General features: G+C 48.9%; 20 protein-coding genes and 2 pseudogenes. 6 read left to right on the top strand and 16 right to left on the bottom strand.

Translation table 11 applies throughout. The features are described from left to right. From PG728_RS00865 to PG728_RS00840, 6 genes are all read right to left on the bottom strand, one after another. Positions 1-480, bottom strand: a complete 480-nt coding sequence (locus PG728_RS00865; protein ID WP_270625169.1) for a hypothetical protein — start codon at positions 478-480, stop codon at positions 1-3. 73 nt (positions 481-553) lie between these two features. Continuing rightward, positions 554-2,923: a polyribonucleotide nucleotidyltransferase gene (locus PG728_RS00860; protein ID WP_270625168.1), complete on the bottom strand. Its 2,370-nt coding sequence runs from the start codon at positions 2,921-2,923 to the stop codon at positions 554-556. A 201-nt stretch (positions 2,924-3,124) separates the two neighbouring features. Further along, complete coding sequence (gene rpsO / locus PG728_RS00855; protein WP_024058511.1) at positions 3,125-3,394, bottom strand: 30S ribosomal protein S15; 270 nt, start codon at positions 3,392-3,394, stop codon at positions 3,125-3,127. Between the two features lie 516 nt (positions 3,395-3,910). After that, positions 3,911-4,981 (bottom strand): virulence RhuM family protein, encoded by a 1,071-nt coding sequence (locus PG728_RS00850; protein ID WP_270625165.1) that lies wholly within the window; start codon positions 4,979-4,981, stop codon positions 3,911-3,913. 192 nt (positions 4,982-5,173) lie between these two features. Further along, on the bottom strand, positions 5,174-7,390 hold the full coding sequence (locus PG728_RS00845) for a S8 family peptidase (RefSeq protein WP_270625163.1): 2,217 nt from the start codon (positions 7,388-7,390) through the stop codon (positions 5,174-5,176). Continuing rightward, positions 7,383-8,435, bottom strand: a complete 1,053-nt coding sequence (locus PG728_RS00840) for an ATP-binding protein (protein WP_270625161.1) — start codon at positions 8,433-8,435, stop codon at positions 7,383-7,385. The genes PG728_RS00845 and PG728_RS00840 overlap by 8 nt, the downstream gene beginning before the upstream one ends. Positions 8,436-8,677: 242 nt before the next feature. On the opposite strand from PG728_RS00840, the gene PG728_RS00835 reads away from it, so the two are divergent. Beyond that, the gene (locus PG728_RS00835; RefSeq protein WP_270625160.1) at positions 8,678-9,397 is read left to right on the top strand and encodes a hypothetical protein; all 720 of its coding nucleotides are present in this window, start codon (positions 8,678-8,680) and stop codon (positions 9,395-9,397) included. Here the strand turns inward: PG728_RS00835 and PG728_RS00830 are convergent. Together PG728_RS00830 and PG728_RS00825 are read right to left on the bottom strand one after the other, a co-directional pair. After that, a complete protein-coding gene (locus PG728_RS00830) occupies positions 9,386-9,553 on the bottom strand; it encodes a PIN domain-containing protein (protein WP_270625159.1) in 168 nt (55 codons plus the stop codon). The genes PG728_RS00835 and PG728_RS00830 overlap by 12 nt on opposite strands. Beyond that, positions 9,553-9,759: pseudogene (locus tag PG728_RS00825) on the bottom strand (AbrB/MazE/SpoVT family DNA-binding domain-containing protein); the annotation flags it as partial. The gene PG728_RS00830 and the pseudogene PG728_RS00825, both read right to left, overlap by 1 nt. 164 nt (positions 9,760-9,923) lie before the next feature. Here PG728_RS00825 and PG728_RS00820 point away from each other — a divergent pair. The 3 genes and pseudogenes from PG728_RS00820 to PG728_RS00810 all read left to right on the top strand — a co-directional run bounded on the left by PG728_RS00820 (position 9,924) and on the right by PG728_RS00810 (position 11,579). Continuing rightward, a complete protein-coding gene (locus PG728_RS00820; protein ID WP_270625157.1) occupies positions 9,924-10,223 on the top strand; it encodes a type II toxin-antitoxin system RelB/DinJ family antitoxin in 300 nt (99 codons plus the stop codon). A gap of 32 nt (positions 10,224-10,255) precedes the next feature. Next, a pseudogene (locus tag PG728_RS00815) lies at positions 10,256-10,531 on the top strand (type II toxin-antitoxin system mRNA interferase toxin, RelE/StbE family); the annotation flags it as partial. Positions 10,532-10,649: 118 nt separating this feature from the next. Further along, positions 10,650-11,579: a Fic family protein gene (locus PG728_RS00810; protein ID WP_270625156.1), complete on the top strand. Its 930-nt coding sequence runs from the start codon at positions 10,650-10,652 to the stop codon at positions 11,577-11,579. An 87-nt stretch (positions 11,580-11,666) separates the two neighbouring features. On the opposite strand, the gene PG728_RS00805 is transcribed toward PG728_RS00810, so the two are convergent. The 8 genes from PG728_RS00805 to PG728_RS00770 all read right to left on the bottom strand — a co-directional run bounded on the left by PG728_RS00805 (position 11,667) and on the right by PG728_RS00770 (position 22,096). Continuing rightward, positions 11,667-12,185 (bottom strand): hypothetical protein, encoded by a 519-nt coding sequence (locus PG728_RS00805; protein WP_270625154.1) that lies wholly within the window; start codon positions 12,183-12,185, stop codon positions 11,667-11,669. A 67-nt stretch (positions 12,186-12,252) separates the two neighbouring features. Further along, positions 12,253-12,768, bottom strand: coding sequence for a hypothetical protein (locus PG728_RS00800; RefSeq protein ID WP_270625153.1), 516 nt, complete (start codon positions 12,766-12,768; stop codon positions 12,253-12,255). Between the two features lie 64 nt (positions 12,769-12,832). Beyond that, the gene (locus PG728_RS00795; RefSeq protein WP_270625151.1) at positions 12,833-13,348 is read right to left on the bottom strand and encodes a hypothetical protein; all 516 of its coding nucleotides are present in this window, start codon (positions 13,346-13,348) and stop codon (positions 12,833-12,835) included. A gap of 78 nt (positions 13,349-13,426) precedes the next feature. Continuing rightward, complete coding sequence (locus PG728_RS00790; protein WP_270625150.1) at positions 13,427-13,858, bottom strand: hypothetical protein; 432 nt, start codon at positions 13,856-13,858, stop codon at positions 13,427-13,429. A gap of 160 nt (positions 13,859-14,018) precedes the next feature. Further along, complete coding sequence (locus PG728_RS00785; protein WP_270625148.1) at positions 14,019-14,531, bottom strand: hypothetical protein; 513 nt, start codon at positions 14,529-14,531, stop codon at positions 14,019-14,021. A 10-nt stretch (positions 14,532-14,541) separates the two neighbouring features. Beyond that, positions 14,542-16,680, bottom strand: coding sequence for a MucBP domain-containing protein (locus PG728_RS00780; protein ID WP_270625146.1), 2,139 nt, complete (start codon positions 16,678-16,680; stop codon positions 14,542-14,544). Next, entirely contained in the window at positions 16,673-17,380 is a 708-nt protein-coding gene (locus PG728_RS00775) for a hypothetical protein (RefSeq protein ID WP_270625145.1), read from the bottom strand. Before PG728_RS00775 ends, PG728_RS00780 begins: the two co-directional genes overlap by 8 nt. Positions 17,381-17,566: 186 nt before the next feature. Then, complete coding sequence (locus tag PG728_RS00770; protein ID WP_408648177.1) at positions 17,567-22,096, bottom strand: acyl-CoA dehydratase activase-related protein; 4,530 nt, start codon at positions 22,094-22,096, stop codon at positions 17,567-17,569. Positions 22,097-22,226: 130 nt separating this feature from the next. Between PG728_RS00770 and PG728_RS00765 the strand changes: the two genes are divergently transcribed. After that, positions 22,227-23,126, top strand: a complete 900-nt coding sequence (locus PG728_RS00765) for a TetR/AcrR family transcriptional regulator (RefSeq protein WP_270625140.1) — start codon at positions 22,227-22,229, stop codon at positions 23,124-23,126. 131 nt (positions 23,127-23,257) lie between these two features. Next, a complete protein-coding gene (locus PG728_RS00760) occupies positions 23,258-24,844 on the top strand; it encodes an aspartate:alanine exchanger family transporter (RefSeq protein WP_270625352.1) in 1,587 nt (528 codons plus the stop codon). Position 24,845 lies beyond the last annotated feature (1 nt).

Genomic DNA, 24,845 nt, shown 5'->3' with positions numbered 1-24,845 from the left:
CTATTTCCCTCTTGATTTTTTGGGCTTAAAACTGCCGTTTTTTCTGGGATTCTTTATAGCTTTAGCGGTTTCATTTTCTTGGTTAGAGCGTTTCTTGGTTGAGATAGTTTTTATCGCTAAAGCACAACCGAATAAGGCGAAAGTAAAAGCCGAGAAAATCGCGAGCGCAACCGATAATAATTCAGCTTGGGCGCTAGCGGATATGAATGCATAAAGCAGACAAGCCCCAAAACTCAGGATGGAGATGATTAAGGCTCGTCCCCAAAAAGGACAGGCATCTAACTTAAAAACTAGGCGAATACCAGCCAATATGGATAAAAATATCCAGGAGATTGCCGAGATGATTAGCAGGGAAAAAACAGTAAAAACTGTAGCCAGTCCCTGTTCATCACCGGCGGTAACAGAAAATAAGATTAGGCAAATAAACAGGGAAACAAATATGCCTATCCCTGCAAGCAGCAAATCAAAAAATCTGCGCACTGTATATCTCTTTCCTGAAAATAAAAGTTGGCGAGGGCGCCATTTACTCGCCCTCGCCAACTATTCTTAGCGATTATTCATCGTCACCATCTGATTGCTCTTCGCGGCGATCGTCACGTCGATCATCGCGACGATTATTGCGATGCCGGCGGCTACGGTTACGAGGGCGACGAGGACGCTCTTCGTCTTCGGAGCGACGAGATTCCTGCTTAGCTTCGTTTTCAGCTAATGCGGCCTCTTGCTCTTCACTGAGTACCGCCACCAGGGACAGTTTGCCCCGTTCATCGATTTCTTCGATCTCTACCTGAACTTGGTCGCCAACGCCCAGTACGTCCTCTACCTGGTTGATGCGTTTGCCCCCTACCAGGCGACGGATCTGGGAAATATGCAGCAGACCGTCCTTGCCGGGGGTCAGGGATATGAAAGCCCCGAAGGAGGTGGTCTTAACCACGGTTCCCACGAAACGCTCCCCTACCTCAGGCATTTGCGGGTTAGCGATTGCATTCACGGCGGCCCGAGCTGCCTCTGCCGATTCAGCATCGGAGGAAGAAATATAGACAGTGCCGTCATCTTCGATAGTTACTTCCGCGCCAGTATCTTCTTGAATCTGGTTAATCATCTTGCCCTTCGGGCCGATGACCTCGCCAATCTTGTCTACCGGCACCTGTACGGTGATGATGCGCGGAGCATAGGGGCTCATTTCGTCCGGTTCTGGAATAGCCTGTTCAATCAGGTTCAAGATTTCCAGGCGGGCTTCCTTAGCCTGAGCTAGCGCACCTTTCAGCACGTCAGAGGGGATACCGTCCAGCTTGGTGTCTAGCTGTAGGGCGGTAATAAAGTCCCGAGTACCGGTTACTTTGAAGTCCATATCCCCGAAGCCGTCCTCGGCTCCCAAAATATCGGTGAGGGTCATGTACTTGGTGGTACCGTCCTCGTTCGGTTCACTCATTAGCCCCATGGCAATCCCGGCAACCGGAGCTTTTAGTGGCACACCCGCGTTTAGTAGCGAAATCGTGGAGGCGCAAGCCGAACCCATAGAGGAAGAGCCGTTAGACCCCATAACTTCGGATACCTGACGGATAGCGTAAGGGAATTCTTCCTTGGAGGGAAGTACCGGCTCTAACGCCATTTCCGCGAGGTGACCGTGCCCGATTTCGCGGCGCTTGGGGCTGCCCACGCGACCGGTTTCACCGGTGCAATAGGGCGGGAAGTTGTATTGATGCATATAGCGTTTGCGGGTCACCGGGCTGAGGTTATCGAGCTGCTGTTCCATCCGCAGCATATTCAGGGTGGTTACCCCCAACACCTGGGTTTCTCCGCGACGGAAAATCGCGGATCCGTGCAGGCGGGGCAGCACTCCGGCGCGCGCATAGAGCGAGCGAATCTGGTTGGGCTGACGTCCATCCATCCGCACGCCTTCGTTTAGGGTGCGGGTACGGATTAGCTCTTTTTCGAGGGCGCGGAAAGCGGCTTTGAGCTCTTTCTCTCCCTCGGGGAAACGCTCTTCCAGGTCGGAAAGCATTTGGTCTTTGATTTCATCAACCCGGTTTTGCCGTTCGAGTTTCTCTGCGATCTGTACGGCCTGGTCAAGCTGTTCGCGGCAGTTTTCGGCCACCGCATCCCAGTGTTCGTCCTCGAAGTCTTTAAATAGCGGGAACTCTAGGGTTTCTTTCTGACACTTGGCCGCTACCTGCGCTTGCGCGCGGCATAGTTCCTTAATGAAAGGTTTAGCGGCTTCCAGACCGGCAGCTACTACATCTTCGGTCGGAGCGGTCTGTCCCTGTTGAATTAGTTCCCAGGTGCCTTCGCCGCCGCCGGCCTCTACCATCATAATGGCTACGTCTTCGCCGCCATCAGCGGTTTGAATAACCCGTCCGGCAACCACCATGTTGAAAGTGGAACGCTCGATTTCGCTGTAACGTGGGAAAGCTACCCACTGTCCATCAATTAGGGATAGTCGAGTGCCGCCGATCGGCCCGGAGAAGGGCAGACCGGAAATCTGGGTGGACATGCTAGCAGCGTTAATGGCTAGCACGTCGTAGGCATCATCAGGGTGTACGGTCAGTACCGTAGCTACCACCTGTACCTCGTTACGCAGCCCTTTTACGAATGAGGGGCGCAACGGACGGTCGATTTGGCGCGCTGCGAGAATCGCTTCCGTGCCGGGGCGTCCTTCCCGCCGGAAGAAGTTTCCGGGGATACGTCCCGCCGCGTATTGGCGTTCTTCCACGTCAACGGTGAGCGGGAAGAAATCAAACTGGTCGCGCGGGTTTTTACCTACCGTGGTGGCAGATAGAACTGTGGTTTCATCATCCAGGTATGCCAGCGCACTGCCGGCAGCCTGCTGGGCGAGTAGACCGGTTTCGAAGCGCACGGTGCGCTGTCCGAAACGACCGTTATCGATGATTGCCTCGGAGGCAATCACTTCTGGATCGTCCATCATTTTCTTTTATTTACTCCTTGTATTCCTTCTTCTAGGGCCGATGCCCTCCTGAGAGCTATCACCTTGTGATGGGCGGTCAACGATCGAGACCCACGGAGATAGGCGACTAGAAACTGCTGCGCCTGATCCGGAGGCCACCACCGAAGACCGAAACCGGGGTGATAGCAATTCGGCCCGGCGTTAACCGGGCCGATTAGCAAACTATTTACGCAAACCTAAACGAGCGATTAGGGAACGGTAACGTTCAATATCGATGTCTTTTAGGTAACCGAGTAGGCGACGACGCTGCCCTACCAGCAGCATCAAGCCGCGGCGGGAGTGGTGGTCGTGCGCATGAGTTTTGAAGTGTTCAGTTAAATCTTTAATCCGCTTGGATAGCAGCGCGATTTGCACCTCAGGCGAACCCGTATCACCGGGATGGGTCGCATATTCTTCCATGATCTTGGCTTTTTCTTCTTTACTCAGTGCCACTGGGTTCTCCTTTTCTTCTACTTGTTGCACGGAGCTCCGGGGCAGTTTCACCCGGGCATGACGCATCCGTGGCCGGCTTGTAACGGCTTTTCTAGCCTAACATTATCGCTGCTGGCAATCCTATTTTGACGCTGGTGAACTAGGACACGCGTAGCGCAGGGGTAAGCGCGAGGGCGAGGGCGAGGACGAGGACGCTGTCGCAAGTTACGCGCGGGGTCTTGAACTTATCTAATTCTCCATTTCGGGGCTGGCTCGGTAAAAGCACTCCGGGACCCCGTGACCTGCTACGCAGGTCAAGCCCCGTTCGTATCTTTTACCGGCCGCGCCCCCTAGTCACACTGAGCTACCTTCTCAGCACGGGGTCTTGGTTTTTCCTCCCGCCCAAGAATTCGGAAAAAGACCGCAGGCATTTTCCGAATTCTTATGCCCACCGCGCCTACTCGGATAAACCAATCCCCCGCACTCTGCGGCACGCCCTAACCTGCGCGGAAGGCATATCTTAGTTCGGTGATTATTTCATCTGGTTTCGCCATCATAGTCCCCAGCCTCCAAGGCTTTGGCAGCGAACTTGTCGAAATCGGATTGATATTCCGCGTCTTGGATTATTCGATATTTTTCCAGTTCTTCTTTGGCTGCCTGGTCGGCTATTTTCTTAGAGATTTTCCCGGCGCTCTCTAAGAGTTCGCGACTATCAAGAGTGAGTACTTGGTTTAGGAATTTCTCCCATTCTTCCATGGTGGTGGGAATATGCCGCTTGGCACGCGATTCTGCCAGGTTTAGATAGGCTTCAACGATTCGTCCTAAATCAGCCAATTCGTCTTTCGTGAGGTAGTTCTTGGCTACGGTAACATCGCTGGCTAGGACTTTCCCATCCGGAGAGTTTTTCCAAGTCGTTAACCCCATATGCGGTTTGGTAGCGTCAGCTCGCTGGGCAATCAACTCGGCAGCGGTATGACCATGCACCGCGTAATGTAGTTTGTTTTGAACGGCAGCGAAGAATGTTTTGGTCGTGGGGGCATTGGGGTTGTAGTCGACTGCGGTGGCATAGATGTCGGTTATTTTTTGGTAAAAGCGGCGCTCGGAGAGACGAATCTCGCGGACTTCTTGGAGTAGTTCCTCGAAATAGTCATGCCCGAGAATCTTCCCCGATTCCATGCGTGCGCGGTCAATAACATAGCCGCGCAGAGTAAAGTCTCGAAGCACTGCGGTTGCCCACTGGCGGAACTGGGTAGCGCGAATAGAGTTAACACGGTAGCCAACGGAAATAATGGCATCTAGGTTGTAGTGCATCGTGAGGTAGGACTTGCCATCGCTAGCAGTTATCCGGAATTTCCGGATAACTGATTTTTTCTCCAACTCTCCAGATATAAAAGTATTTCGCAGATGTTCGCTCACTGTCCGCACATCCACGTCAAACAGCTGCGCCATCAGCTTTTGCGTCAGCCAAATCGTTCCCTCTTGATAGCGCACTTCAACGCCCGCACCGGGCTGAGCGGTGAATACCAGAAACTGCCCGGAATCATGCTTAATTATTGTCCGAGAACTGGCCTTTCCGGGGCTCTTTTCAGCTTTACTATTCTTCGTCATACCGTTTTTCTTAACCATCCTTCGATTGAGGTTTTCCATTCGCAAATCATCACTGACTCGCAAACCGTCACTTCTGAGTCCGATCCGACTGTTTGCGCCGCGCGATTCTCGCCCTCTCCCGCTAACCCCAAATAATTGTTTCCGATAGCAAGGTGAGTCCCGGTGGCGCATTTCTTCCTGTAAAGATAAAAGCTATTCTTTAAAATTTATCTCCACCTCGGCGGCATTGTAGATATCCAAGCGGTTTTGGATATCCACCTTGTTCACAATCCAGCCACGCAGCGAACACTTTTGAATGAACTCATCTATACGGTTCACACCATCCATTTCCCGCAAAGTAACCACTATCCCAAACCGCAAATTTCCATAGGGGGCGCTAGCAGGCTTATCCCACCGGGTGGTCTTGCGGATTTTCAACCCCCACATCTGCGTCTCGTATGCTTTCCTACCGCGCTGACCATTACGAAAATCTTCACCGATATGTTTGACGTTATCCCACTTGCGGTAGCTATTACGCGCCGTAGCCTCAGTAGTGTAATCATCATTTTCACCCTGACGGTTATTGTTAAGCGCTATCAACCTACCCTTGTCATCAATACGCCCAAAGTGTAAATCCAATTCAGTACTGGTATAGTCCACGCCTTGACGGCGGTCACACGGGGGAAAATAGCACAAGGTGGCACGGGCAATATACGGGTGCTTGCTGTTTACGACCGGCACTGGAATACCAAAGTTATAAGTCTCGTAGGAATCAGCAATCCCAGTCAAGACAAATTTAATTTCATCATCTTTAGACTGAACCACGTCCTCTATACGAATGGGAACCTGACCGTACCCTCGTTTAGAATCTTCGTGATGTTTCCATCTCGCAGCCGCGTCAATTATCAGTGCTTTGGCTACTTCGCGGTTAAATCCCATTATCTGCATCAAATACGCCATTTTCCGTGTTACCCACGGTGCCGCAAAAGAAGTTCCCTGTACCCAAGAACCCCCGCTTCCTGCATAGACATACATGAGACCACCACTGTCTCCACCAACTGCGCAAACGTCAGGTTTTTTGAAAAATTCCAAGACTGGACCACTTCGAGAATAACTAGCAGTTTCACCCGAAAATGAGGTTGCATTTACAACTAAGGAATTTATGGAATCAGCAGGAGCCCCAATTTTCTGCTGCTTGTCATGGGTTTGATTAGTACCTGCCACCACAAAAACAATGTCATCAAAGCGAGACTGCAATTCGTCCAAAATAGCGCCCTCGGGAGACACGAAGTTACGCGCAATCTCTCGCACAGAACCCTGGGAAATGTTCCATACTTTAATGTCACGGTTCTGTTCCACGATTCTTGTCACATGCTTCATGAATGCAAACGAATCCGAGCGCGACCCGGTAGCGACCCCGAAGTGCCGTACCCGGAAACGACCACAACCATCGTCCAGCTTCGGCATGAGACTTGGACCATCGACAATAAGCGACGTAACTTTTGTCCCGTGAGCATAATCCTCCGGTCGTATTTCAATTTCAGGGGGAATCCGATTTATTGACTCCACCCAATCGGAAAAATATACGTTTTCATCAAATGGGGTATCAATCACTCCGATAATGGGTTCATTACCCGCTTTAGGTATATCCAAAGGATTGATACCCGCCTCATCAAACTCTTCGGGGGTTAACTTGGAGATATCGGAAATCGCCATCGATACCAGGAAGGGATATTTCCCTATCAATACACTGTATTGCTCCGGGCTCAACCGGAGAGCGCTTCCCAACACTTGGTCAGGGGTGAGTCTTAAACCCAAATCTTTTAGAAAATTGTAAACATCGTCGTATCCGGTATCGTAAATATTCACAACTACCCAGCCGTCAATTGCCTCCTGCTGAGCACGTATACCGAACCGCTCAGCGAAATAAGCATCCCGGATTACCTGGAAAAAGCTGCTCTTCGGCAGTTTATAAATCCACTTATTTTTGGAAGTCTTTTTTATTTGCTCCAACATTTCATAATCGATACTGCCACCGTATTTATCAACAATTGCTGCGCAACCATCTAAAACATCGATGGAATCATCAACTATGCTTTCGCTGACACAATAGGTAATCACATGGTGGGTGTTACCCAAATCCCCCTCGAAGCGGGATCCCACAATGAAATTACTAGCCCCAGAGCTACCTCTGCCGAGTAGGCGGCGAATCCGGTTACTTTTAGCTGTTACTTTCTTATAGTAAACGCTGATTAAGAGATCGAAGGGTATCTGCTTGTTCTGCCAATACTCCTTTATTTCCACCAGCTGTTGCCGCAAATCTAACAGGTGTTTGGCAGTAACTTCCCCATTCTTGGGCAGTTGGGGCGAACCGGGCCGCCCAGCAGCTTTGGTTTGGAACTGACCTTTAAGCTGAAGCAGGTTATTCACCACGCACCTCCCTTAGTTCCCGAGAAATAGTTGTCTTCGGCACCTGCGAGAGCACTTCGATCTCTCGCAAGGTGAAACCCTGCTGACTCAGTTCTGCATAATTCTTAATAGATTTCCCCGGACAGACCTGGGAATAGAGACGACGCAGATAATCGTAAAGATCACCGGGTTTACTGAAGGCAAGCGAAGTTCGCAGCATATTCTCAAGTTCTCCCGGGTAAGGAATCTCCGGCATTTGATTCATGATTTTTCGGAACAAGCGCACATTGCGAGCCACATTTTTGAACTTGTCCAATAATCCGCTCAGCATCACTTCAGATATTTCTAACAGGTCGTCCCTGCTGTACCGACCAAAATCAATAATGGAATCAAATCTTCTGACGAGGGCTTTATCGAGGGCCTCATAAAGATTGGTAGTGGCTATCAATACCACCTGTTCATTTAGAGAGTCGAGTTCCTTTAATAATGCCGAAGTAGCTCTGCCCATTTCCCGAACATCATGGTTATTTACCCGATCAAGTGCCAGGGCATCTATTTCATCGAACAAGACCACTGCCTTATCGGGGTGTCTCATATCGTTTATTTCCGCGAAAAGACGACCTATATTCTTACCTGTTTGTCCAAGTTTGCTGTCAATAACCGCGTTAAAATCCACCAGATAAAGCTCACGTTTAGTTATTCTGGCGATTTGGCGAGATGTCTGAGTTTTCCCGGTGCCCGGAGGACCTTGGAATAAAAACTTGTTTACCCCAATATTGTGGGAGATGGCATTGCATACACCGGTCACATCCATGGCTATAGCTTCTGGGAGAGGCAACGGCGTTGAAGCAGACTCAAAGCGACGGAGAAAATCTCCCCCGTCCTCCCCTAAAGCTTGTGGAACTAACGCGTTAGCATCCGAAATAAGCGCCATAATATATGCTGCTAGCTCCGTGTCACCGGCAGCTTCAAAGTCACGAGCGATTTCTGAGACTTCGGAGCGGAAAGCAGATTCATTTTTATCTTCGTGATACCTGATTAGATTGATTACATTGCGTTTCTTCAAGACTTCCCCTTTCGTTAGACACAAGCATAGGCACATTTTGGGACAAATACAAGTAATTTGGGACAAGATTTCAAGTATTCACAAAAAATAGGGCTTCCCTGCTGATAGAAAACGTTAATAGTGATTAAATCGTCCTCGAAAACCCCCGCGCCGTCCAGCCCCCAATGCGCGACAGGTCACTCCCGAGCGCGCCCCGACAAATAAACAACGGAAAAATCCCGAAAATGAGCTAAAGTTAGCTAATGCGTGAAACCCGTGATTTTGATGCCGAGTTTTTGAATAGAGACAGTACACAGAGGGGTCTCCCTCCCGCCAAATACTCCAAACGCCCCGCTGTTGGCGCAACTATAACCCTTGGTCTGAGCCTTGCGGTGTTAATCGGTTTCGGTTCAGTCGCAAATGATATGTTCCCGTTTTCGGGAGTATTCATCACGATTATGACGAAGCTAGCCAGTTCCGGGCTAGGGTTTGTCATGATTGCGCTGCTGGTGGGCTGGTTCTCTAAATCCTCGAAAATCGCTGCTAGTGTAGCTTCCGTTTCAATTCTATTTGCGTTAGCAATCTATTACTGTGCAATCCCTGCCTATAACTTGCGTCCAAGTGCCGCAGGCAGCGACATTGCACAGATTGCCCTAGTCTGGACACTGCTAGGGGTAGGCTGCGGAGTAATCGTTGGTTCAATGGCATTTTTTGCTCATTATGGAACGCTGACTCAACGCTCTATCGCCACCGGCTTCCCCCTCGGTTTAATTTTAGGTCCGGTAGTGGTGGGGTTACTGCAAGGCGTAGACCTGCGCAGCCTAGAAATACTCGCAGTCGTAGCCATCACGGGTTTTATTCCCGTTGTTGGCCTGCTGGTATCACTGCGACGCACAAAACCAAGGCTGCTTTTTCTCTCAGCGCTAGCGGGGATTATTTTCTCCGGAGGGCTATTTTTAGTGGTGTACGCTTTATACTACTGACACATTACCGACAACTACGCACATTAAGACACCAATCCGTACCTCAGACCAGTTAGCCGCGCCAACCACGCCTTGCCCCAGTGCCTGCTCTACCCGCTGCCATCCGGGTTCTTCTTGCAAGAAAGCCAGGAGAGTAGAAGCATCTAAAACAAACATTAGAAAGATTCTTTCTGAGCGGCGCTGCGGCGCTCCGCCAGCAGTTCCTCCACCAGGCTGCCGGCTCCAATTTGTTTCCTTATTACCTGTTTAGCTTGCTTTTGAGTCATAGTAATAACCCCGTTTGGGGTATCTAGCATCAACAGTTGGGTGCCTGGTTCCCACTTTTGGCTACGGCGCAGCGCCGAAGGGATCACCAAACGCCCTCTTCTCCCCCAGAGGCTGCATAGGAGGCATTCATATTACGAGTGTGCATCTAAGCCATCTTAGAGAAACCACGAACTCAAGTACACAGAAGTATTCACTAAACGCCCCAATTGAAGTACAATATGAGTATATTGTACTTCTACTGGACTATAGGGTGATCGTTATGACCACTTCCACTGCTACCAGAATTAACTTCCGAACAGACACAGAAACCAAACAGTCTGCCGAGAAGCTTTTCGATGCCCTGGGGCTTGATATGACAACAGCACTCAATATGTTCTTAAAGCAGGCAGTACGGGATCAGGCGCTGCCGATTCGTCCCGCCCTCACCTATGTCCCCAATGCGAAGACAACTCGCGCCCTAGCACACGCACAAAGGGTTATAGAGGGTAAAGATTCAGAAGATGGGGCAGTTTTTGAGGACGCAAACCAGGCAATAGAATTTCTGGACCCCCTAGCATGAAAATTATTTTTGACCGCTAATTCCAAACTGACTATAAGCAAATAGTTCGCCATCATCCCCACATCAAAGACGAAATACGCGAGCTAATCTACACTGTTGAGGAAATCGGGGAGATACCACCTACCTACAACCCTCATAAGCTAACCAACCCAAGGGGAACCTACACCGGCTATTGGGGTCTACATTTACAAGAAGGCGCGTTTGACGTGGTGATGGTCTATCATCAGCTGCGGAAAAACCAGACAATCAGGTTCATCCGCATAGGTTCTCATAGGCAGCTGTTCCAGGGGAAGGAACGATTAGGATGAATCTGGTTTAAGAGCCCCTGAATACCTTTCAAATCTTTATCTTTACCTCGCAACCTTAGCATCTTTACTTATAGCTGGTTTCTTGCTGTAATAAGTAAAGATTTTGGAGGTGTTTGCGGTGTACGACTACGAGGGGCTAAACCAGAAACTGCTAGAGCGGGGCTTGAAGAAATCTGAGCTGACTTCAATCCTGAAAATCTCCTCGCGCACTATCGCCAAAATCGCGAAGGGAGAAAAGCTGGCAGATCAGGTCATGGACAAGCTATGCGGCTATTTTTCCTGCAACAAAGCGGATCTGTGCCACACAGTCTCCCCTAACCCCGTCCTCCAAAGACTTAGAGAAGAAAAGGAGCACCGGATTCCCGGCGGTCTTTACCATGAGCTGCAAATCCGCATGACCTATAACTCTAACCATATTGAGGGCAGTACCCTCAGCGAAGAGCAAACCAGACGGATTTTTGAAACCAATACTCTGGGAGCCGAGGACGACCTGGTAGTTGATGACATTATTGAAACCGTTAATCATTTTCGCGCTATTGATTACTGCATTGAGGTAGCAGAAGAAGCGCTCAGCGAAGATATTATTAAGCATCTTCACTATCTGTTGAAAATGAGGACGCAAGCGGAGAGGCTTGTCTGGTTTCAAATCGGAGATTACAAGCAACGCCCCAATGTGGTGGGTGGCACTAAGACCAGCACACCTAAAGAGGTGCCCGCAGCTATGAAAGCGCTGATAACTGCTTACCTGGCAAAAGAAAATGTGTCCCTAGCTGACATCGTTGAGTTTCATTACCGGTTTGAAAAAATCCATCCTTTTCAGGATGGAAATGGGCGCGTAGGGCGGTTGATTGCCTTTAAGGAATGCTTAAAACAAAATCTGGTGCCTTTTATTATTGAAGATCGTAAAAAGTATTACTACTACCGCGGCTTAAAAGAATACGAATCGCAACCAGGCTTCCTACTTGATACCTGTTTAGATGGGCAAGATACTTTCCGCGCCCTCCTAGAACTATTTGAAGTCGAGACTCCCCCTAACAGCCTAAAGTGATGTTAAATAAAGATATTTTCTTTAGCGACTTTGGAGATTGCAAGCCGCCCAGTCTAATCATGCACTCCAGAACCCACGAGGAGGTCGCTAGTTAAAGCGGTCTTTATTTACCCAATCATAAACCCACTGCAAATTAAACAAGGGTGCGGACTGTGCATCAATCACCGGCTGAACTACTCTATAAATCTCACGTATTAGTTCAGTTTGATTAATTTCTTTAATCGAGATCTTACGCTCTTGCCTATCGGTAGCACTCAATAACTTAAAATGGTCATCAAAAGCATAAATAATAAACTTTTCGCTGCAATATAAATAACGAGGATCAGAGGAAAAGGAAAATATTGCCAGTTTTTCACCATCTTGATAATTCTCGTTATAGATAGTTCTGCTTCCGTCGTAATCGTACTTTATCCCTTTAATATCTGGGGTGTATATCCAGTCAAGGTTACGTGTTACTTCCATAAGAACAGGCTCTACCCCAACCTTATGAGGAGTATGCTGCGCATAATAAACCGAATTTTTCTTCAAATTCAGCGCCCCATACCCAAACCAAACCACCCCAACAAGCACAACAACAAAAACCGAAAGAAAAACCTTCTTAACCATCAAAGATCCTCCCCTCAATAACTCAAAACCCAAACATTTTTCTTATTACAAGAACCTCCACTAGAAGCTAATTAAACCGGTCTTTATTCACCCAATCATAAATCCACTGTAGATTAATCAACGGCTCCGACTGCGCATCAACCACCGGCTGAACCACCCGAAAAATATCCCGCTTCACCGCTGAAACATCGACAGGTTTAGAAGTAAACTCTAGAGTTTTCTGATTCCATACCGATATCAATCTAAATCTTTTATCAAACGTATAAAGCAAAAAGTTGCCATCATCATACGAGTATTCTTCCGAAAAGAGATAAGCAAAGTTAGCGCCTTCATCCCTTCCATATTTATTATTATAGATATTTCTATAGCCGTCGTAATCGTACTTTATCCCTTTAATATCAGGGGTGTAACTCCAATCTAAGTTACTCACAACCTCCATAAGAACCGGCTCTACCCCCTCACGATGAGGAGTATGCTGCGCATAATAAACCGAATTTTTCTTCAAATTCAACGCCCCATACCCAAACCAAACCACCCCAACAAGCACAACAACAAAAACCGAAAGAAAAACCTTCTTAACCACCAAAAACCCTCCCCCCAATAACTCAAAACCCCAAACAAACCCTAAATAAAAAGCATACAACTATCTAATTAAACCGCTCTTTATTTATCCAATCGTAAATCCACTGCAAATTAATAAATGGCTCCAACTGCGCATCAATGACCGGCTGAACCACCCGAAAAATATCCCGCTTCACTGCTGAAACATCGACTGGTTTAGAAGTAAACTCTAGAGTTTTCACATTCCACACCGATATCAATCTAAATCTTTTATCAAACGTATAAAGCAAAAAGTTGCCATCATCATACAAGTATTCTTCCCGGAAGTAATAGGCAAGGGAAGCAGCTTCAGTCTTCCCATATTTTTTATTATAGATATTTCTATAGCCGTCGTAATCGTACTTTATCCCTTTAATATCTGGGTTGTAAATCCAGCGCAAATTACGCACTACCTCCATAAGAACCGGCTCCACCCCCTCACTATGAGGAGTATGCTGCGCATAATAAACCGAATTTTTCTTCAAATTCAGCGCCCCATACCCAAACCAAACCACACCAACAAGCACAACCACAAAAATCGAAAGAAAAACCTTCTTAAGCATCCTAAGCACTAGAAAACCATCCCTTAAATAACTGAAAACGTCAAGCTACTTTTTTATTAAAAGAACCTCCAATAAAAACTAATTAAAGCGATCTTTATTCACCCAATCATAAACCCACTGCAAATTAAACAACGGCTCCGGCTGCGCATCAATCACCGGCTGAACCACCCGAAAAATATCCCGTATTATCGCTGAAGTATCAACAGGATCAGGAGAATAATCGGCATTTTTCATATTCCATACACTAACGAGTTTAAAATCTTTATTGAAGTTATAAGCTAAATCTCCTCCACCGTCATAATATACATAGGTTTCATCAGGGTAATAAGAAAAAGCATAATCTTTCCCAGCAGAATTATAATTGTGGATGATGTTACTTCCATCAAAATCGTATTCAATCCCCTTAAGCCCAGGAATTGATGCCCAGGTAAGGTCACGGACTACCTCTATAAGAACCGGCTCAATCCCCTCACTATGAGGAGTATGCTGTGCATAATAAACCGAATTCATCTTCAAATTCAGCCCCCATAGCCAAACCAAACCACCCCAACAAGCACAACAACAAAAACCGAAAGAAAAAGCTTCTTAAGTATCTTAAGCACTATAAAGCCCTCCCCTCAATAACTCAAAACCCAAACAATTTTCTTATTACAAGAACCTCCATTAGAAACTAATTAAAACGATCTTTATTCACCCAATCATAAATCCACTGCAAATTAAAGAAAGGCTCCGGCTGCGCATCCACCACCGGCTGAACCACCCGAAAAATATCCCGCTTCACAGCTGAAACATCGACCGGCTCGGCAGAAATCTTTAGAGTTCTTTGATTCCAAACATCTATAAATTTAAATCTATTATCAAAAGAGTAGGTTAGACTACCATTATCATAATATTCATATTCTCCTCTATAATAATAAGTAAATGCAGTATCTCTCCCAGAAAAGTTAGTATTATAAATTATATTATTCCCATCATAATCATATTTAATCCCTTTAGCATCGGGGGTATAAATCCAGTGCAAATTGCTCACAACCTCCATAAGGACCGGTTCCACCCCCTCACTATGAGGAGTATACTGAGCATAATAAACCGAATTCATCTTCAAATTCAGCATCCCATACCCAAGGCAAAATGCACTAACAAGCACAACGACAAAAACCGACAAAAAAACCTTCTTTAACATGAATCTACCCCTATCCCCAAAGCCGCCTAAAGAATCCTGCTACCGGCTTTAGTATTTTATTTTTTATGAAACTTTTAACAGGTTTAATAATTTGTTTTTTAACAAAGCTACTGACAGGCTTAATAATTTTTTGATATATAGGTTTAATAACCGGTTTTATTAGCTTGTTATAGACGGGTTTAATTATTTTTTTATAGACCGGTTTCACTATCCGCCGGTAGATAGGTTTTACAAGTTTACGATACAAGGGCTTAATTACCCGCCTATACATTGGTTTAATAATCCGTCTTTTAATGTTCTTAATCAATGGTTTAATAATCTTGTTTTTCACACGATGCACTGTCGGTTTAACCACCCGCCTATATAGGGGATATACAATCTTTTTCGCCAATCTCACTGCTGGCTTAATCACTTTACGTACCACAGGTTTAAGAAAGCTCTTTTCTACCGAAAAGCGAGTAGATTTAATAACCTTGGAGGTAGCAGGGAATACTAAATGCTTTACATAGGGATGAAATAGAAATACCTTGGAGTTAAGCACAGTAAACTTAAAACGATTTTTCTTTACATTCCCAATGCTACTTTTAAACTTTTCCCACTCTTTTAATGTTCTCTTTTTAAATACAGAAAACAGCTTAATTCCTACTAAAGCGAGAGCCCCAAGCGTAATAGTAGCATACCAAGTATTTAACCATTCTTGGGTTTTCGCAGACGCCAAGGTGGATGCCTGCTGTGCGAGCACTTCATGATATAGACGCTGTCTTTCAGAAGTCAAATTCTGCCGATGATAATACTTGATTAACAGTTTATCTAAAGGAAGATTTTTAAAATCAGGGTGATAATGAAAAATAATCGCATCAATATCAGTATTGCGGTCTTTACTATCAATATGTGTCAGCTTATCCCCAGTCAAGGAGTTAAGCTGAAAGAAATTATCGCTGGGACTAACCCCCAGGAAATTACTAGGAGACAACCCGGCTAGAAACTTTAATGCTTCTTTGTTAGGGCTACTCTTTTCCGCGGAAGCAAGAGTAGTCGCAAAATGGGGAAAATCTATACAGTACTGCTTATTATTGTGAATATTTGTCAAGGATTTATATATCTCTACACGGTTTCTCACCTTGGGTTCTTCGCCAAAATCATTCACCCGTGATTGCAGCGGGTCGTCTTTATACACCGGGTAAGCAATTGCGTTAGCAATAAAATGGTTGATTCTATGAGTATCACTACCATATTTGCGGCGCGCCTGCCGTCCTATCTCCTCAACGTAGTCGAGGAATAACCGTTTCTCCGCTGCCGTCATCCCAGTATTAACCAAAAAAGGATCACTCGCACCCTGCGCGCCATTATTCTTAGCGACCTTGCCCTGCCTGCGCATCGGCTCTCTGTTAGCTGGCAAAGCCTTAGAAGCCGGTTTAGGTGCAGAAAAACGCCGAGCCTCTCGCTTTATCTGAGGGGAGCGGGCAACACTTTTACGACCCGCAACCGCAGATGAGGAATGCTTAGAATAAGTGGGGTAACTTCCAGGATTACCTACCTGGTGGGAAGAACTGGCTTTAATCGGAGAATAAATAAACCTTACCCGCGGACGATAAATATCTCTAACATCTTTCTCCACAGCTGCCAGCTGATATTTGTCAATACCTGGCGCAGAAAAACTGTAGCTTTCCCCGGTATAACCCTTGAAACGTTCCTCGGGTTTCAGCTCCCTACCCGAAGTATCCACATAGCTAACCGAGATATGTTGCCGTAGTCGTGGCGTAATTTTAGCTTGCAGACTGGAACCGAAAATATCGTACCTAACCGCCTTGGGATAATGATACGAGTTATTAACCCGTTGCGGAGCAGGAGAATAAAAAACATAGTTAAAGTTTGATAGGAAACCCGCCCCTAAATACCCGCCACGAGGGAGAGCTGCCGAACCGTTCAGATTAACCGCTCCCCTGGTAGTGTCATAAATAATCCCATCTTTCTTCACCAGATGAGAATCAGGCGGAATAACCTCAACTAGATTAGCTAAGTCTGTTTCAACACCTTGAGCTGAATCAATATCGGTGGAAATAAAACTGACCACAACCGGTTGCTCCACGAAAGTACCATGCTTCACAATCTGGTAACGCAAACCCAAATTACTGGCATTATCATACAAAACCGCAATAGAGTTTCCGCGAGCACCCGGAAAAAAACTGCTCTCCCGTAAACCCTAAACCTTTCACTTTACTATTCGCGTACCCCGAATGAGCTGCCCAATCCTCTTTATCGGAACCGGTCACCGTCCAAATTAAATCAAGGTCAATGCCCGAGCGCGTTCTACCCACATAAGTTATCCTGCCGGAATCACCATCATCAATCCGAAAAGCCTTAACCCGAGCCTTCGGGACATCATTAGGGAAAACAGAAAAATCAAAATCCCCAAGAATTTGCCCTTTAATTAACTCGACCCCAGTGCGAGAAGACCAATGCAGGCCCTCCGGCGACAGAAAATTATCATCAGTAAGATTATCTGCAACCAGAGAAATCGTTATGTCCTTAAAGTAGCTGATTCCCTTGGCAGAGCGATTAAAATCCCCAAGAACATTTACTTCCTCAATAATCGGATCCCGGTTATCACTAGCGGAATCAATATCCTGCACTGGAACCGAAGAAGGCACGGAACCCCCAATGGTAACCGTAGGTTCGATTCCTCCAGACACCGTGGAGTTATTTGCGCCATCACTATCTACAGCGGTATTTCCAAAGCCTGTTCCCCGCCCTGGCTTATCCGGTTCGGCAGCAAAAACAACCGGGACGCTCACCCAATAAAAGAGGAAAATAAACACCAGCAACAAAGCAGGCAGGTTTCTTTTCATATCTTTCCCAAACTCAAAACCCCAGAAGGGAGCTAACCACGGAATAACTGAACACCCAAACCCTAACTAAAAACATGATAAAAAATCAATATAATAGTTGATTCCCCAGCGAGAGCACAACCAATAGAGGTAACATCGGTATTACCGGGGTCACAACGGGGTGTCCTCGGCTAAGCCCCAAAAACCTTAGCGCGCGGCGCTAACCGGGGTAATCGGCAGGGAACGCCTACCGGCGGGGCTAACTTGAACCTCAGAATTCCACTGCACTCCGCTACCACACGAGGACGCGCATCCGCAGCCGCCTCCGCGCGCGCCCTCGGGTAAACCATCGAAATCATCAGCCAATTCCTCACCGCGCAGGGCAGTCGCAATCATCAACTTGATCCGGTTCAGCTGATTAACTTCCGAGGCACCGGGGTCATAGTCGACAGCCACCACATTAGCCTGCGGATAACGGTTACGCAGCGCCCGGAACATACCCTTGCCAATCACATGATTCGGCAGACACCCAAAAGGCTGAGCGCAAATAATATTAGGGCAGCCATGCTCAATCATGTCCACCATTTCCGCGGTCAAATACCAGCCTTCACCAGCCTGATTACCCATGCTTGCAATATCGACAGAACGCGCCGCCATATCCTTAATACGCCGGTGCATCTCGAACTTGCCGTTAGTTTTGGCGAAAGCCCGGCGAATCGCATCCTCATAGCGCTCTAACGCCCACAGCCCCGTATCCATAGCTAACTTAACTTTGCGAGAATTGCCCATTTCGTCCCGCTCAAAGTTCCCGCTGGCCAAAGAATAATGGAAGAACTGAATCAAGGTAGGTAGCTCCGCTTCACAGCCTTCTTCTTCAATGACCTTCACCGCATGGTTATTCGCATCCGGGTGGAACTTCACCAGGATTTCTCCCACCAAACCAACCCGGGGGCGGCGTGGTTCATCGTTCAAAGCAAAAGCATTGAACTCTTTGACACATTCCTTAATCAGACGAGAATAGCTGAGGCGGCCGCCCCAGGTGGCCGAGTATTTGCCAGCCGCAAACCATTCCTGGATAATCTGATCCCAGCGCCGATAAAGCTCCATCGCGGAACCTTTCACCAGCTCATAGGGGCGAATGCGCAGCAGCATAGTCTGCAACATGTCACCTAAACAGATAGCTTGCAAAATCCGGTGGATTTCCGACCAAGACAGCTGGAAACCCGGGTTTTCTTCAATGCCTTGCACCGAGGCGGCAATCACCGGTACCTGCGGATACCCGGCATCCCGCAGCCCTTTACGTAGCAGGGACGCATAATTTGTTGCTCGGCACATTCCTCCGGTCTGCGAAATCGCCACCGCAGTTTTATCGGGGTTGGCACGCCCAGACGTGAACTCCTCAATCAGCTGCCCGATCACCACAATCGCGGGGTAACAAGAATCGTTATTTACGAACTTGAGGCCAGTTTCCATCGATTCGCGCGAAGTATGTTCCAGCAACCGCACGTTCAATCCGGCGCGGCGCACCACCGGTTGTGCTACTCGGAACTGGATCGGCGCCATTTGAGGAACCAGAATCTCCCAACCATCTTTGCGCATCTGCTCGGTGAATTTAGAATGCACCTGCAAGTGACCAGCTTCCTGCAAGCGGGCTTCCTCCGCTGCCGCTTCGGCGGCCGGATCAACGCGGGTGGGAACTGCCGATTCTGCTGACCCTCTTGGCGCAGCATCCGGATTACCAATCCTATCCGCACTGGGATAGGTAAGCACCGTGGAGCTTTCCCGCTCCCGGGTGGCAGCATCTAGAGAGCGCAGCCGAATCCGGGCGGCTCCCAGGTTGGAAACCTCGTCAATCTTGAGGACGGTGTGAACGTCTCCGCGCCCCTCCAAAATCTCTTGCACCTGGTCAGCGGTGATTGCGTCTACACCGCAACCGAAAGAGTTCAGCTGAACCAGCTCCAGATCGGGTTCGTCGCCCACCCGGGCAGCCGCCTCGTAGAGGCGAGAATGATAAGCCCACTGGTCACGCACGCGCAAAGGGCGCTCCAGGCGGCTATCTACCACCGAGTCTTCGGTAAATACCGCCATTCCCAAGCCGATAATCAACTCCGGAATCCCGTGATTAACTTCCGGATCGAGGTGATAGGGGCGGCCTGCCAGCACAATCCCGCGCACCCCGTTTTCACAAATCCACGCTAAAGCTTCGCGGCCTTTCTCCCGAATCTCTGCCTTGACCGCGGCGTCCTCTTCCCAAGCTGCATCGAGGGCGGATTTGGCTTCCTCCTCGGTAACGTTCCAATCAGCGAATACTTCCGCGATTCGCTTGGGCAAAAACTCTCGGTTACCCAGGTTCAAGAAGGGACTGATTAAGCGAACATCGCTATCTTGCACCGATTCCATATTGTTACGGATAACCTCGGGATAGGTACCCACCACCGGGCAGTTAAAGCAGTTATCGGTGCCTTCCACCAGCTGTTGTTCATAAATCACCGAGGGATAGAAAATAGTTTTTATCCCTTTCTTAATTAGGGACTCGATATGCCCATGCACCAGTTTCGCGGGGTAACAAATATTTTCAGAAGGAATCGACTCCATCCCGGTCTCGAACAGGTCATGATTGGAGCGTCCCGAAACCATCACCCTAAAGCCCAGCTTGGTGAGCATAGTGAACCAGAGCGGATAGTTTTCATACATATTCAGTACCCGGGGAATACCGATATCCCCGCGGAATGCTTTCTTTTCGGTCAGGCGGCGATACCCGAAAATCCGCTTATATTTCCAATCAAACAGGTTCGGCAGTGCCGACTTCTTGGGTACTTTTTCTAAGGAGGCTCCGCGTTCGCAGCGGTTCCCCGACACGTGCCGCTCCCCATTCGAGAAGGTAGAAATAGTCATCTGACAGTGGTTTTGACACAACCGACAGGTCTTGCGAGTAGTCTCTACCTGGAATTTCTCTAGGTCTTCCAGGGTTGCCAAGGTAGATTCACCCTGGCCGTCATCTCCTTGTTTCGCAATCAATGCCGCCCCATAAGCACCCATCAAACCGGCGATATTAGGGCGCACCACTTCCCGTTTAGTTAGCAGCTCAAAAGCCCGCAGCACTGCATCGTTAAGGAAAGTTCCCCCCTGGACAACTACCTTTTCTCCCAGCTCTTCAGGGGTTTTGAGTTTAATAACTTTATAGAGGGCGTTACGCACCACCGAATAGGAAAGCCCAGCCGCAATATCTTTCGGGCTCGCACCCTCTTTTTGCGCCTGCTTTACCGAAGAGTTCATAAACACGGTGCAGCGCGTACCCAAATCCACCGGCGCTTTGGCAGCTACCGCATCGGCGGCAAAGCTTTGCACACTGGTTCCCATAGTGGCAGCAAAGGTCTGCAAGAAAGATCCACAACCAGACGAACAAGCCTCGTTCACCGAGATAGAATCCACGGCTCCCGCGCGAATCTTCAGATATTTCATGTCTTGCCCGCCAATATCAATCACCGAGGAAACCCCCGGCAGCAGGTCTTCAGCGGCGCGGAAATGCGCCATCGTTTCCACTTCGCCTTGCTCTAAGTTAAGGGCGGTTTTCACCAGCCCCTCCCCATAACCGGTGGAGCAGGCGCGCCCAATATAGGCGCCCTCGGGAAGTTCAGTGCGTATACGGCGCACAATTTCCACTGCCGCAGAAACCGGGTCGCCCTCATTGGAAGCATAGTGAGTGAATACGATCCGTTTATCCTGGTCAATCACGACTGCTTTAATCGTAGTAGACCCGGAATCTACCCCCAGGAAGCAGCGCCCCCGCGCCTCGGATAATGGTAGTTGCGGGATTACTTCCTTGTCGTGGCGGGCACGGAATTCCGCGAGTTCTTCTTCATTAGCAAATAGCGGGCGCATCCGCTGCGAATCAGTATCGATTTTCCCGGTGGTCAGGTTGGTTATTAACTGTTCGAGGGGGCGCGGCTCCCCTTTACCTGCGCTTAAGGCTGCCCCCAAGGCCACGTAAAGTTCGGCGTGCTCCGGGGTGAAGAAACTATCGGCTTTAGGCAGCAGCTCCTCATAGGCTTTACGCAGGTTAGGCAGGAAGTGCAGCGGCCCGCCCAGGAACATTACGTTTCCGCGAATCGGGCGTCCACAGGCCAGTCCGGCAATAGTTTGGGTGGCGACTGCGGTAAAAATCGAGGCCGCGAGGTCTTCGTGCGCCGCGCCCTCGTTAAGCAGGGGCTGCAGGTCGGTTTTCGCGAATACCCCGCAACGCGAGGCAATCGGATAAAGCTGGTTGGCACGGGCGGCAAGTTTGTCTAGCCCCGAGGCGTCGGTGTGTAGCAAGGTAGCCATCTGGTCGATAAAAGCGCCGGTTCCCCCGGCACAGGTGCCGTTCATACGCTGCTCGGGAGTGGGGTGCAGATAGGTGATTTTGGCATCTTCCCCGCCCAGTTCAATAATCACATCGGTTTGCGGATGAGTATCGCCCACCGCTTTGGTACCGGCGATAACTTCTTGCACGAAAGGTACTTTCATCGCTCCGGCAACCGAAAGCCCCCCGGAACCGGTAACCGCGGCCTTTACGGTAATTCCTGGATGCGCGGCGTTAATATCGCGCAACAAGCCGGCCAGTTCCCCGCGCACATCCGCATGGTGGCGGCGATAATCGGAAAAGATTACCTGCCGACCCTCAAGTAGCACCGCTTTTACCGTGGTAGAGCCAATGTCGATGCCCAGTTTGAGCGTATGCGTGTCCCCGATTGAAATCAGACCATCTGCACCCGCAAGGTCAAGGGCGGCAGTTGTCTTACTCATAGCATCTCCCGGAGTCGTTATCACCACCTCAAGGTAAGCTGAAAACACTAAATTCACAGGGTGTTGAAATTAGGATAAAACTATGAACGCAAAATCCAGAGAAAATCACACCAACCAGCAGGAACGCTCTAGCAAGCGAAAAAGAGTCAGCGGAAAAAGTTTCGGTGACGATGAATTAACCACCGATGATTACAAAAAGGAAACGTTAGCTAATTCGCGCGCTCGGGATTTAAAGCCGGGAACTAAGAAAGCCAAAACCCCATCTTCTGTCCCAAAAACAGCCAAACGTTCCCCTGGTCACGGGAGAGGGCCGCGGGGAGCGCGCGGGAGAATGCGCGAACAGATCAAGCGGGTTGCCGAATCCCAGTTCATTGCCCGCGGCTATGACGGCACCACGATGCGTTCGATTGCTAAAGGGGCGGGTTGCGACCCCGCAATGGTCAGCTATTATTTTCGCTCCAAACAGCGGTTATTTCGAGATTGCTTCGATTTACCGCTTGACCCCTTAGAACAAGTCCTCCAACTATGGGAACCCGGAATTGAGGGAGTAGCCGAGCGGCTATTGGATTTCGCCTTCACTCTTTACGAGGAACGCCTCACCAAAGATCGAATGAAAGCCCTGATGCGCGCGCTTATTACCGACGCTGAAACCACCCAGCGGTTCCGCAGCTATATCCGCGACAATCTACAAAAAGGGGTAGTCCAACTGCTAGATTCGCTTGCCCCCTATCTTCCTCCGGTACAAAAAAGGCAGCTAGAGTCACGCTTCCCGATGCTGATTGAAATTTTGATGTCCATGATTTACGGAGTAGCAACGATGCGCTATATCGTGCAGTTAGAGCCGGTAGCCTCCATGGAGCGCAGTGAATTACAGAACCGCCTCGCCCCCATATTGCAAACCCAAATCAACAACCTGGCTCGGGAAATCTTCCCCACGCTAAAGTCCACCTTCCCGGAAAGTACCGACCAGAACCAGGTTTAATAAGAATAATCCTTTATTTTCAGAAAGGTCTGATTAGCTCTGTCGTATTTTAAACCCCCAAGGGCGGGCTGGCAGCTTGCTGACATCGCAGAATGCGTTTTACAGATTATCCTCGCTATCCTGAAAGGGTGATGCAAATACTCGCCTCTTCTTCCCTATTGACCCTATTTTTAGTAATCGCCCTGGGAACTCTATTCGGTTCGATACCTTTCGGCCCTCTAAAGTTCGGTGCTGCCGGGGCCTTATTCGTCGGCCTGGCAGTCGGAGCGTTAAACCCGGCGCTCGGAGAAAACCTGTCCCTGGTCTCCGCTATCGGCTTGGCACTTTTTGTCTACACTATTGGCTTGGCGGCGGGCGCTTCTTTCTTCCGCGACCTGCGCAAACAATCTCCATTACTGATTGGGGCTGTCGTTTTACTTGCCGTTTACGCCCTAGTGGTGGCCTTCGGCGGCAAAGCCTTGGGGCTTAGTTCCCCGCTACTGGGAGGAATGTTCGCCGGTTCGCTAACTACCACCCCAGCTCTAGCAGCCGCGACCGACGCTGCCGGAGGAAGCGCCCAGCCCGCAGTAGGATACGCGATTGCCTACCCGGTGGGGGTAATCGTAACCATGGTGGTAGTGACAGCACTCATGCGGATAAAACTTCCAGCGAAAAATGACCCAAACCCGGCATCAGCGGCCGGACTTTTTACCCAAACTATTCGGGTAGAAAACCCGATGAGAATCCAAGAAATACCGGGGATTGCCGAGGTCGTGGGGTCTTCGGAAGGCGGGCTACGGATTTCCTATCTGCTGCGGGACGGCAAAATGCAGGTTGCCCACCCCGATGGGGAACTAAAAGCCGGAGATTTAGCTTTCCTGGTTGGCATTCCGGATGCGGTTAAAACCGCTGGAAAAACCTTAGGCACGCCAATAGGGGAAGACATCTCTGCTGACCGGAAAGATATAGATTTCCGTCGCTTCACAGTTTCCAACCAGCGTTTAGTGGGGAAAAAAGTTGCAGATCTGTTCTTACCGGCTCGTTTTCAATCACTCCTAACCCGCGTGCGCCGAGCCGACACCGATATGCTTGCCACTGCTGAAACCCGCCTGCAAATGGGGGATCGGGTATTAGTTGTCTACCCAATAGAACGGTTAAACGATATTGCTAAAACTTTCGGGGATTCGGAACATAAAATCTCTGCCATCGATTATCTGCCATTCGGACTCGGGATTGCCGCCGGGGTGGCACTTGGACTCATCACTATCCCCCTGGGTTCTCTCGGCTCACTCGCCTTAGGCGCCGCGGCTGGTCCGCTGGTAGTGGGATTACTACTAGGGCGCATTGACCGGTTGGGGCCATTAGTATTCTCCCTGGCGCCCTCGGCAAATAATATGTTGCGACAAATGGGACTGGTGCTATTCCTGGCGGCAGTAGGTTTATCATCTGGACCAGCCTTTGCCAGTAGCGCCTTTTCCCTTACCGGAATAAAAATCGGGCTATTGGCTGCTGCCGGTATAGTGCCAGTGCTGGTGGCATTCTGGCTGCTCGGAAAATTCTTAGGGCTTTCTACTGCCCGGATGGCGGGGGCAATCGCCGGTTTCGTGGGGCAGCCCGCAATTCTCAGTCACGTACAGAGCACTATCCCCGATGAGCGTTGCGAATCTGGATATTCTGCCACCTTCGCCCTCGGGATTATCGCAAAAATCGTGCTAGTACAAATCGTGATGGTGCTTTAGC

Source organism: Varibaculum timonense (assembly GCF_027694345.1).
Classification (GTDB): Bacteria; Actinomycetota; Actinomycetes; order Actinomycetales; family Actinomycetaceae; genus Varibaculum; species Varibaculum timonense_A.
The sequence above is the reverse complement of the archived record's forward strand: the minus strand, read 5'-3'. Positions and strand labels throughout refer to the sequence as shown.